Source organism: Parafannyhessea sp., assembly GCF_051876455.1.
Taxonomy (GTDB): domain Bacteria; phylum Actinomycetota; class Coriobacteriia; order Coriobacteriales; family Atopobiaceae; genus Parafannyhessea.
This window is the reverse complement of record NZ_JBJEHW010000139.1, coordinates 1-11,621: the sequence shown is the minus strand read 5'-3', so window position 1 is coordinate 11,621 and position 11,621 is coordinate 1. Positions and strand designations below refer to the sequence as shown.

Sequence of the window (11,621 nt, the reverse complement as noted above, 5' to 3'; positions counted from 1 at the left end):
TCACTGCACTCGATAACGCCTTCCAATCAGTTGCCCTCACAATGGGTCGCCGCAGGTGGTCGCTTAATGCCTTTGAAGTTGGACAGAGACAGGCTCTGCTCGCCAAACTACTCGACTTTGACGGTCGCCTCATGGAAGATGTGCTTGCTCGATAAGAACCAATCGAGGACGAAAGCTCTCGGATCCACTGCGGATGCGGCTCAGACAAAGAATTTCTAGACCTGGTGCACCAAAGTAGGGTTTGAGTGTATTTGCGGATTGCCATCGACCCTAACAAACGCGCTCAAGTCCCTGAGTTGTCCAGCTCGCAGGATTTGAGGGTACTTTTCAACCACCAGATTGAGCCAACGGACGCCTTATTGAGAAGAAGCCGACTGCAAACGGAGCGGAAAGTACACTCAAACCCCTTTGCCGTGCAACTGCACCGAGGAAACTTTGCCGAGCCAGCAAATTATCGACAATCAATCTTGATCAGGCAGAAAGACCAAGGCGCACCAGCCGCCGCCGGTGCGCCTTGGCGCGAAAGTCCTCTACGCCTTCTTGTAGAAGACCTCCATGTCCTTGCTCATCTGAGCCAGCGTCGGAACGTCCACATACGCCATGTGACCGCAGCCGTAGCGGTGCCACTCCAGGCGACCCTTCAGCTCATCGCTCAGGAACTGGCAGCTCATGTCATGCATCACGTTCCAGTACGGGGTCGCCGCGTCGTAGCGCCCACCAAGGATGGCGACCTTCATCCGGGGGTTGCGGCGCATTGCGCACGCGATGTCCGTCGCGAAGTTGGGGCAGGCGGAAGCCTCCATCCTGCCAGGCTCGCGATGCTCCCAGTTCCAGTTGACGCCCACCTGCTCGTAGTTGCTCGAGATGTAGCGCGCCGGCGCGTGGTACCCAAGCTCGTCACGCAGGAAGCTCCTGAACGCCGTCGTCCAGCTCGACTCCACGGCGTCGTCCGCGGCGTCCTCCCCCGCAAACCACTCGGAAGAGTTCTGCGCAAACGACGGCGCGTCGGACGAGAAGCGCGTGTCCAGCCTGCCGCAGACCTTCCCGTCGTCCAGAAGCACGTTGCGACGGAAGTCGTCCAGCGTGATGCGCAGGTGGCAGCGCTGGATGTGCTTGGTGGGAAGCCCGATCAGCTCGGAGTACTGCCAGGCGATGTCCGCCTCGCGCTCGCGGCCCAGGCGGTCACCCTTCAGCAGCGCGGGCGCCAGCGTGTCCTCGGTGAACTTGAGCGCGCGGTTGTACCACTTGTTCGGGTCCTCGCCCGCGCCGACCTTGCCAAAGTAGTGCGCGGTCGCGGCGTAGACCGGGGTCATGCCCAGGTGGTACAGGTCCTCGCCCTCGAGCACCTGCACCCAGTCGAAGATCGCGGAGAGCATCGTGACGCCGGCGACCTTCACGTCGCGCTCGCCCAGCAGGCGCATCAGGATCGCGTTGCGCACCGTGCCGTACGACTCGCCAAACAGGTACACCGGGCTGCCCCAGCGACCGTTCTCCTCGAGCCAGGTCGTGATCGCACGGCAGAACGCATCGGCGTCGCCGTCCGTCCCAAAGACCTTCTTCGTGTCGGCGTCGGCCGCCAGGCTCGAGAAGCCGGTGCCCAGCGCGTCAAGAAACACCAGGTCGGACTCGCGCAGCAGCGTGTAGGGGTTGTCCTCGACCTCGATGGGGTACGCGAGGTGGCTCACGCCGTCGGTCCGCACGCGGCGCGGCCCCACGCCGCCAAAGTTGATGGGCACGCTCGCGCATCCGGGGCCGCCGTTATAGCAGAACGTAACCGGGCGAGAAGGGCTCGCGTTACCGTCCTCGTCAAGCGCCACGTAGGTGAGGCTGAACATCTTGCCCACGAGCTTCCCGGTATCCGAGCGCACGTCCAGATGGGCGGCCGTGCAGCGGTAGCTCATCTCCTCGCCCTCGGTCTCCTTGGAGCCATGCCACGTCAGGTCGGCGGTCGCCGGCTCGGGGGTCGTCGTCACCGCATCCGCGGGAACCGACATGAAGGCGTCCTGGATCTTCGTGTGCGCCTGGTTCGCCGGCGTCTCGCTCGCGTTCTCTTCTGCCATAAAGCTGTGCCTTTCGTCCTGGGGCCACGCAAGCCTCGCCGTGGCCCGCCAGTGCAGATTGCCGAGGGACAGTCTACGCCCGATACGCGCCCATGGTCATCGCGGTCGCAAAGCCCCACCTCGCTTCCACCGCGGCTCGGCCCAACGCGTCACAATTGCGTAAGCAGCCCTTAATGCAATCCCATGCCCATGTCATACAGTCAAACAGACTTGCTCGGATATGTGGCGGCACCGTGCGTCGGGCGCATTCTCCCCTGTTCAGTGCTAGGATTTCGCGTTGTATGTCGTTCGCGACGGCTTTCGCACGTCTACCGCAGACCCAAGGTTCGCTGCGGTTCCATGGGTACAAGAACGTATATGTGGCCTTCGCGGACATCGGACCCGATTGACATTGGAGCGCTATGTCAAACACCAAAATGCCGACCTTGCCGAAGGGTGCGCAAGTCAAGCGGCGCAAGTACACCGGCATTCCCCTATCGGCAGGCATGATCCTCGTTGCCCTCGGCGTCGTCTACGGCGACATCGGCACCAGCCCCATGTACACGCTCAAGGCGATCATGGCCGACAACGGCGGCCTCACCACCATGGGGCAGGACACGGTGCTCGGCGCACTGTCCCTCATCATCTGGACGCTCACGCTGATCACCACGATCAAGTACGTCCTCATCGCCATGAAGGCGGACAACCATAACGAGGGCGGCATCTTCGCGCTGTACTCGCTCGTCCGCCGCTGCGGCAAGTGGCTCATCTTCCCCGCCATGATCGGCGGCGCCGCGCTCCTGGCAGACGGCATCCTCACGCCGGCGGTCACCGTCACCACCGCAATCGAGGGCCTTCGCACCATCGACTTCTTCTACGCGATCATCGGCAACAACCAGGACATCGTCGTTGCCATCACGATCATCATCCTGTGCGTCCTGTTCGTCGTGCAGCGCGCCGGCACCTCGGCCATCGGCAAGGCGTTCGGCCCCATCATGACCGTCTGGTTCCTCTTCCTCGGCATCACCGGCATCCTCAACATCGGCCTCGACCTCAACGTCTTCCGCGCGCTCAACCCGCTGCGTGGCATCCGCTTCCTGTTCGACGGCTCCATCAACGCCGCCGGCCTCATGGTGCTCGGCAACGTCTTCCTCTGCACTACCGGCGCCGAGGCCCTGTACTCCGACATGGGCCACGTCGGCAAGCCCAACATCTACGCCACCTGGCCGTTCGTCAAGGTCTGCCTGATCCTCAACTACCTGGGCCAGGGTGCCTGGATCCTCGCGCACAACGCCTCCAAGGCGCTCGCCGCCACGCCCGACCTCAACCCGTTCTTCCAGATCGTGCCCGAGAACCTCCGCTTCCTCGAGGTAGTGCTCTCCGCCATGGCGTCCATCATCGCGTCCCAGGCGCTCATCACGGGCTCCTTCTCCATCGTGAGCGAGGCAATCCACCTCAACCTCATGCCCCACATGAAGATCAACTTCCCCTCCCAGACCAAGGGCCAGATCTACATCCCGCTCGTCAACAACATCATGTGGGTCGCCTGCGTCTTCGTCGTTCTTCTCTTCAGGAGCTCCAGCCACATGGAGGCGGCGTACGGTCTGGCCATCACGGTCACCATGCTCATGACGACCGTCCTTCTCTACACCTACATCTCCAAGATCTGGAACAAGCACGGCCTCGCGCTGCTGTTCGTCCTGTTCTTCGGCGCGATCGAGCTCATGTTCTTCTTCTCGTCGCTCACGAAGTTCTTCCATGGCGGCTACTTCACCGTCCTCATGGCGACGCTCATCTTCATCGTCATGTACGTGTGGCGCCGCGGCACGGCCATCGAGCACACGCAGTCCGTCTACCTGCCCGTGAGCAAGTACATCGACCAGATCGCGCAGCTGCGTGACGATGACGACTACCCCATCATCGCGGACAACCTCGTCTTCCTCACCAACGACTCCTCGCCCGACAAGCTCGACCGCGACATCCTCTACTCCATCCTGGACAAGCGCCCCAAGCGCGCCCGTGCGTACTACTTCCTCAACGTGATGGTGACCGACGAGCCCAACACGCACGAGTTCATCGTCAACAACTACGGCACGGACTTCCTCTTCAAGGTCCAGCTGCGCCTCGGCTTCAAGGTCAACCAGCGCGTCAACACGTACCTGTACCAGATCGTGGCCGACCTCGTTAACCGCGGCCAGCTCGCCCCGCAGCAGCACCGCTACTCCATCTACCGCGAGCACTCCACCGTGGGCGACTTCCGCTTCTGCCTCGTCCGCAAGGTCCTCACCCCCGAGACCGAGATCTCCGGCTTCAACCGCCGCATCATGGAGATCAAGTACATGATCCGCCACGTCTGCGGCTCGCCCGCCCGCTGGTACGGCCTCGAGAACTCCTCCGTCATCTACGAGTACGTGCCCCTGTTCGCGCGCACCAAGCGCCAGCACAGGCTCACGCGCGTCCCCGACAGCGAGGCCGGCACGCTCGCGCCGAGCAACTCCGGCGCCATGAAGCGCGTCGAGGAGCCCATGCAGGCGGCCGAGGACGACGACATCTTCTCCGACAAGATGAAGCGCGACACGGAGGCCAACGCCGTCGAGGTCGAGCACTCCGTCATCGGTGGCGACACCGCGAGCTTCCGTCCCCTGCGCGTCGACGAGGAGGAGCCCGAGGACGACCTCCCCGAGGACGACTCCACCACCGACGCCCCTGACGCGGGCGAGAAGAACTAGCGCCCATCGCCCACACCGCGTTCCAACAGAGATCGGGACCCGCCTCGCAAGGGACGGGTCCCGATCCTTTTTTGGCTCGTTCTCGTTTAGTCAGCCGCGTCCTTCTCCCCCGCGGGCACCGCAAGCCCATACGGGATGTCGCGCGCCACACGCGACGCGCAACGCGCGACGCGCTACCCCAGCAGGCGCTCCATGTAGCGCGCCACCGCGGCCTCGTCGCAGGTCCAGGGGGCCGTGTCCGCGGCGGCCTGCCGCACCTCGGGGTAGGCGTTCGCGACGGCCACGCCCGTGCCCACGGCCTCCATCATGGGGAGGTCGTTTGGGGAGTCGCCAAAGCCCACGGACGCCTCGCGCGGGATGCCCAGGTGCGCGAGCAGCCAGCCCACGGCGGCGCCCTTGCTCGTGTTGGCGTCCATCACCTCGAGGTTGTACGCGCTCGAGTACGTGTAGTGCAGCGTGGGGTCCGCCTCGATCGCCGCGATGGCCTGGGCACGCACGTCCGGGCTCGGCGTGTAGAGCGTCAGGCGCTCCACGCCCCCAAGGCCCTCGACCAGCGCGGGCGTGGGCTTGTCCACGGGTGTGCGATAGCGGTAGTACATGGTGCGGTCGTACTCGGTCACGTCGAAGCCGCGCATGAGGTCGTAGCGGTCGCGGCTCACGTAAATGCTGCCGCCCCAGAACACGTCAAACGTCACGGGCAGCTCGTGCACGCGGTCGTACAGTGCCAGCGCGCGCGGCTTGCCCAGCGCGGAGAGGTGCGCCGTCCTGGGCGTGCCCTTCTCGCGCACGTCCGTCACGGCGGCGCCGTCGGAGCCCACCACGTAGGCCGTCGCGGGATGAGCGAGCACGCGCTCGCTCACGGCGCCAAACGGGCGCCCCGTGCACGGCACGAAGACGATCCCCCACTCCGCCAGCAGGTCCAGAAGCGCGAGGTTCCGCTCCGGCACGCTCTTGTCGCGCGCGAGAAACGTGTCGTCCATGTCGGCAAACACGATGCGCACGTCGGCCTCGGGCCGCGCGCCTGCGGGCCGCACGTCAGACTCGGGCCGAGCGGCGCCCGGGCCCGGGGCCGCGTCCTTCTCGCCCACTGCGCTCACCTGCGGTCGGCAAGCGGCACGTAGGGACGCTCGGTCATGTAGGAGTTGTACGCCGGGCGGATGATGCGCGCCGGGCCGTAGAGCTCCTCCATGCGATGCGCCGCCCAGCCGGACATGCGCGCGATGGCGAATATGGGGGTGAAGAGGTCACGCGGGATGCCCAGCATGTGGTACACGAAGCCGGTGTAGAGGTCGATGTTGGCGCAAAGCGGCTTGGTGATGCCGCGCACGTCGCGCATGACCTCGGGCGCAAGGCGCTCTATCCGCTCGATGAGCTCGAACTTCTCCGCCTCGGCCGTGCCCTTCTTCTGGGCGAGGGTCTTGGCGTAGCCCTTCACGATCTGCGCGCGGGGGTCGCTCTTGGTGTAGACCGCGTGGCCGATGCCGTAGATGAGCCCCTTGCCGTCAAAGGCCTTGCCCGCCAGCACGTCCGTGAGGTAGGCGGCCACCTGGTCGTCCGAGGACCAGTCCTCGATGTGCTCGGCCGCGTCGTCCACCATCTCGCCGGCCTTGGCGTTGGCGCCGCCGTGGCGCGGCCCCTTGAGCGAGCCGAGCGCCGCCGCGTAGGCGGAGTAGGCGTCCGTGCCGGAGGAGCTCAGGACCCTGCACGTGAACGTGGAGTTGTTGCCGCCGCCGTGCTCCGCGTGGAGCATCAGCATGACGTCGAGCATCATGGCCTCGTCGTGGCTGAAGCCCTCGTCGCCGCGCAGGACGTCCAGGATCGTCTCGGCCATGCTGAAGTCCTCGCGAGCGGGCGGGACCACGGGCACGGCGCCGGTCTTGGCGGCGGCGTAGGCCTGGTGCGCGACGGACGCCACGCGCGGCCAGCGGCCCAAGAGCGACAGCGCCACGTCCACCTCGTGCACGGGGCTTGTGTCGTCCGGGTTGTTGTCGAACGCGTACAGCAGGAGCGTGGCTCGCTGCAGCACGTTCATGATGGAGGGGCTGAACGTGGTGCGCGGGAAGATGCGCAGGTAGCCCTCGGGCAGCTGGTGGCGGCTGCCGATGCGCGCCTTGAAGTCGTCCAGCTGGGCCGGCGTGGGGAGGTTGCCCGTGAGCAGCAGGTACGAGACCTCCTCGTAGCCAAAGCGGTCCTCCTGCTGCGCCGCGCGGATCAGGTCCGCCACGTGGTAGCCGCGGTACGTGAGGTCGCCCTCGTCCGGCACGATCTTGCCGTCAACCTTGTTGTAGCCGTGCACGTTGGATATGGTCGTGAGGCCCACGAGCACGCCCGAGCCGTCCGCGTTGCGCAGGCCGCGCTTCACGTCGTAGCGCGCGTACAGCTCCGGCGGCACCACGTCCACGTTGCGCCCGCCCTCGTACAGGAGGTCGGACACCTCGGGCCTGCCCAGGCCCACGGACGGCATGGGGTACTGGTCGAGCACGTGCTCGAACATGGACGTGTTCTCGGTCGTAAGGTAGCGCCGCGGCCGCTGGGCCAGCGGGTCAAAGGGCAGGGGCATGTCGTCTCCTTTATTTTTTTATGGGCGAGAAGAACGCCCGCCACACAGGGACGGGCGCAACCCGCCTACAGGCGGTACATGAACTTGAAGACCTCCTCGCGCTGCATGGTGATCTGGACGCCTATCTCCTTGGAGAGGCTGTCCAGCTGCTCCTGCAGCTGCGAGAACTCCACGTCTGAGGGGGCCAGGTCCACGAGCATGGTCATCGTGAACGTGCCCTGCAGGATCGTCTGCGAGATGTCCAGGATGTTGGCGTCATGCTGCGACAGGGCCGTCGCCACCGCCGCGACGATGCCGGAGCGGTCGCTGCCCAGCACGGTGATGACCGCCCTGGTCTTGGGATTCTCGTTCGTGTCTGCCATCGGTCCCCCATCGGCGTCATGCGCGCGCGACGTGCGTGCGCGCTGGTTGCTCTTCTCCCCCATTGTATCCAAGGGGCGGTCGGGTGCCTGCCGCGCCAACGCGTTTGAGCCCATATTGAAACGTGGGCGGCGCGGGCAGCGGAACGGCAGCGCAAGAGGGTCGCGCCGGGCGAGAAGAACCTAGTTCTGGCTCGCGTCCTCGCCCTCGTTGAGGAAGAGCTCGCGCACGTCGTCCACGCTCATGTCGAGCGCGACGGCAAGCTCCTGCAGGGAGCGCTCGCTCGCCTGCTTGAAGATGCGCTCGTACACGACGGGCGGCTTCTTGTTGGACGCCTTTACCTCCGCGATGCGGGCGTGGAACGTCTTGGCGATGCGCACGGCGTCCCTGCAGGTGCCGTTGCGCAGCTCGTCCTTGAACCGCTCCTCCTCCAGCGCGTTGGTGTGGTTGCCCAGCTTCTCCACGGGGAGCTGCGGGTACTCGCCTATGAGCTCCTTTGCCTGCTCGCTCCCGATGATCGGGCGAAGCCTGCCCTCACTCGCGACGGGGAAGCTGATGCGCATGGGGTGCCGTCCGCCAACGGGCATGAGCATGTACGTCGCCCTTGGCTTCTCCTCGATTGCCTCCACCTTGCAGACGCCTTGACCCGGATGGACGACATACTGGCCGACTTCGTACATACGCAGCACTCCTCTCGCTTATATGAGAGTAATGTTAGCGCATTTGCCAAAAAAATTCAAGCTTATGGCGAATCTCCCTTGCGCATGCACTGCGCAAGGTGTAGCTTATTGCGTTTACCTTTTGCGAGAGGCTACTTGCAGCAGGACACCACCCACTCCGCGAGGTTGGTCTGGGCGTCGCCGCTCACCTCGGCAAGCTCGAAGCCGCGGCCCCACACGGGGTTGAACTGCACGTCCTTGACGCCGTCGTAGGCGTTCAGCGCCAGCACGAGGTTCACGTCCATCGTGAGCGGGGTCGCCGTCTGGAAGAGCCCCGTGTTGATGCGCCAGTACGGCGCCACCTCACAGGAGCCGTAGCCCGCGTAGTGCCCGGAGAGGCCGTAGAGCGGGTTCATGGCGTCCACGCGCGACTCCATGTCCGTGTTGAGCGAGTCGAGCTTGGCCACGTCCTTCTCCCAGTCGTCCACGAGACCGTCGTCAAAGCCCGAGCGCTCCGCGTAGCGGCTCGCGTTGTCCTTCAGGAGGTCGGCCAGCGTCTCGTCGAAGTGCAGGCTCGAGTCGTCGTCCACGCCAAAGAGCTGGTTCGCGATGGTCGAGCGGTCCAGCGCGTCATAGGCGCACACGCCGCGCACGTTGGCGCGGCAGTGCGTGACGAAGTCCCACAGGCTCGTGATGGACACGCCGCCCGCGCTGGGGCTGTACGTGATCCAGCGCTCGTCCTTGTTGAGCGCGCTCACGTAGCTCTCCGCGCTGTCGTACACCGTGGACTGGACCACGCTCACGCCCGACGCGGCCGCGGTCCCCGTGGTCGTCGTGCCGGCAGTCGTGCCGGAGGACGTGGTCGTCGTGCCGGTTCCGGCCGAGGCGTCCGCGCTGCCGCCGACGTCGGACGTCGCGCTCGAGGACGCGTCCGAGCTGGAGGAGTCGTCCTTCTCGCCCGTGGTGCCGCCCGTCGCCGCGGACGACGCGTTGCCCGTCTGGGTCGCGCCGGCGGCCGCTGCGGCCGTGGAGGCGTCCACGACCTCGCCCGTCACCGTGTCGATCGCGACGGCGCTGTCAGTGTCGAGGTTGGGGTCGCCCGGGAACACCGTGTCCACCAGGCGACCGGGCGTGAAGGTGTAGGGGAAGCTCGTGGTCGAGAAGAACTTCTCGGCGGAGCCCTCGATCTGCTTCAGCAGGTGGTCGTAGTACGTGCCCGCAAGGTAGCTGCCATCCTGCACGGACTCGAGCTTGAGCTTGTCGCCGTCGTCGTTCGTGAGGCCCAGCTTGTTGACGTACTTGCCAAACGCGCCCGCCAGGTCGTCAGAGAGGAGCTTCTTCCAGCTGCCGTCCTTGCGGGTATCATCGGTCGCGAACTGGCCCATCATCCACTCGTAGCCGCTGTCGGCCGCGTCGAACGAGGTCTCGGGGCACCACGAGGCGGAGCCGTACACGGCGTCTGATATGGAGTGGCCGTCCGCGTCGTGCGTCGCGGCGCCGATCTTGCTCAGGTAGGGCGAGAAGACCCCGGAATCCCCCAGCGCGCCCATGCAGGCCGCGACGCCGCCGCCGGCCCCGAGGCCAAACACGAAGATGCGCTTGGGGTCGATGGGCAGGTGGTCGCGGTTGTAGCGCAGGAAGCGCACGGCCGCCTTGAGGTCAACCACCGGCCAGGGCGCGCCGCCGGAGTACTGCTCCTCTGAGTCGCTCACGTAGCCGCCCGAGCGCCCGCGGAAGCCCGCGTACACGTACACGAGCCCGCGCGCGAGGTAGGTGCGCAGGCCGTCGTAGGAGTAGGCGGTGGGACAGCCCTCGGACGAGAGCCGCGCAGAATTGACGGGCATCACGACGGGCGCCGTGCTCGCCGTGAACGAGCCGACCTTCGCCTTGGAGTTGACCTTGCAGCTCCACGTGCTGCCGCTCTTCTCGCCTTTGAAGTACTTGCCCGGAACGAAGATGGCGAGCGCCTCGTAGTTGCCCGCCGCCGGCTTGGTGCAGTACGAGAGGCCGAGCTGGTAGTAGCAGTCGTTCGAGTCGTCGTACATCCACTTGGAGTCGTCCAGCTCGAGGTCCTTGAACTCGCTCAGGTCGACCTTGTTGTCCTCGGGCTTGTTGGACTCCCCCGACTTGGCGCAGGCCGAAAGCCCCGCTGCCGCCGATGCGGCGGCCAGGGCCAGAAAGCCCCTTCTGCTCATGCTCATGTGATCGTCCATCCCCGCCTGCCAGACGCTAGCCCTGGCGCACGCCCTTCACCTTGCCCGTGATCGCGTTCTTGCGCTCGCGGCGGTCATCGCCCCAGAAGCAGCACGACAGCATGCCGGGTCCCACGTGGCAGCCGATGGTCGGCCCGATGGTTGAGGTGAGGATGCGCGCGGAGTCGTCTATGTCGGCGATCATGGCACCCAGGCGCAGGCCGTCGTTCTCGCAGTCGGCGTTGCCGATGGCCGCCACGGCCGGGTACTGCAGCTGGGAGCGGTGCTTCTCGTAGTACTCGCACATCTTGCGCATGCCCTTCTTGCGGCCGCGCGTCACGCCCAGAATCGTGAGCTCGCCGTTGAGCTTCCACGAGAGCAGCGGCTTCGCGTCGAGCGCGGAGGACACCAGCGCCACGGTCTTGGGGATGCGCCCGCCGCGGTGCAGCGTGTCCAGGTTGTCGACCATGAAGATGGTCCAGACGTGGTAGCGCGCGTCCTCCACCCAGCGGACGAACTCCTCCGCCGTGAGGCCCTTGTCGCGCTGACGCACGCCCTCCTCCAGCAGCAGATAGAACGAGGTGGACGCAATCAGCGTGTCCACGATGTAGATGGGCAGGTCGCGCCCCAGCTCCTCCTGTACGCGGTCACGCGCCATGACGGCACCGTTGTAGCCGCCTGAGATGCCGCTCGAGATAGTGAGGAGCACGGTGGGGACGTCGAGCTCCGCCGCCTTGCGGAACGCCTCCTCGTACACGAGCTGCGACGGCTGCGACGTCTTGGGCGTCGCGCCCCAGCGGATGCGCTCGTAGAAGTCGTGCGCGCTTATGGTCTGGAACAGGTCGTCCGGGCCCGAGAGCGCATTGTCGCCCTTGCCGTCCTCCGTATAGGTGAACGGCAGGTACGTGATTCCCGCCCGCCTGACGTCCTCAATCGAGAAGTCGCACGTGGAATCCGTCATCAGGTTGAACTTGGCCTTCATGTGAACCTTACCTTGCCATCGAAGTTTCGCATGGTGCTATTGTACGGCTATAAACGCATTTCGAACCTTGGAGGAACGCATGGCCCGCGCAGACGGCATA

General features: G+C 65.5%; 8 protein-coding genes. 1 reads left to right on the top strand and 7 read right to left on the bottom strand.

Features of this window, described 5'->3' with window-relative positions; genetic code table 11:
* Nucleotides 1-530: 530 nt before the first annotated feature.
* Nucleotides 531-2,060, bottom strand: a complete 1,530-nt coding sequence (locus ACI38Z_RS06265) for a S10 family peptidase (RefSeq protein WP_439789340.1) — start codon at nucleotides 2,058-2,060, stop codon at nucleotides 531-533.
* A 401-nt stretch (nucleotides 2,061-2,461) separates the two neighbouring features.
* Between ACI38Z_RS06265 and ACI38Z_RS06260 the strand changes: the two genes are divergently transcribed.
* Nucleotides 2,462-4,768: a KUP/HAK/KT family potassium transporter gene (locus ACI38Z_RS06260; RefSeq protein ID WP_439789339.1), complete on the top strand. Its 2,307-nt coding sequence runs from the start codon at nucleotides 2,462-2,464 to the stop codon at nucleotides 4,766-4,768.
* Between the two features lie 173 nt (nucleotides 4,769-4,941).
* Here the strand turns inward: ACI38Z_RS06260 and ACI38Z_RS06255 are convergent, their stop codons facing one another.
* From ACI38Z_RS06255 to ACI38Z_RS06230, 6 genes are all read right to left on the bottom strand, one after another.
* Nucleotides 4,942-5,856 (bottom strand): HAD family hydrolase, encoded by a 915-nt coding sequence (locus tag ACI38Z_RS06255; RefSeq protein WP_439789338.1) that lies wholly within the window; start codon nucleotides 5,854-5,856, stop codon nucleotides 4,942-4,944.
* Between the two features lie 5 nt (nucleotides 5,857-5,861).
* Complete coding sequence (locus ACI38Z_RS06250; protein WP_439789337.1) at nucleotides 5,862-7,328, bottom strand: citrate synthase; 1,467 nt, start codon at nucleotides 7,326-7,328, stop codon at nucleotides 5,862-5,864.
* A 65-nt stretch (nucleotides 7,329-7,393) separates the two neighbouring features.
* Nucleotides 7,394-7,690: an ACT domain-containing protein gene (locus ACI38Z_RS06245; protein ID WP_439789336.1), complete on the bottom strand. Its 297-nt coding sequence runs from the start codon at nucleotides 7,688-7,690 to the stop codon at nucleotides 7,394-7,396.
* 180 nt (nucleotides 7,691-7,870) lie between these two features.
* Entirely contained in the window at nucleotides 7,871-8,368 is a 498-nt protein-coding gene (locus ACI38Z_RS06240) for a CarD family transcriptional regulator (RefSeq protein ID WP_439789335.1), read from the bottom strand.
* A gap of 131 nt (nucleotides 8,369-8,499) precedes the next feature.
* Complete coding sequence (locus ACI38Z_RS06235; RefSeq protein WP_439789334.1) at nucleotides 8,500-10,548, bottom strand: subtype A tannase; 2,049 nt, start codon at nucleotides 10,546-10,548, stop codon at nucleotides 8,500-8,502.
* 28 nt (nucleotides 10,549-10,576) lie between these two features.
* On the bottom strand, nucleotides 10,577-11,521 hold the full coding sequence (locus ACI38Z_RS06230) for a DegV family protein (protein WP_439789333.1): 945 nt from the start codon (nucleotides 11,519-11,521) through the stop codon (nucleotides 10,577-10,579).
* Between the last annotated feature and the right edge of the window lie 100 nt (nucleotides 11,522-11,621).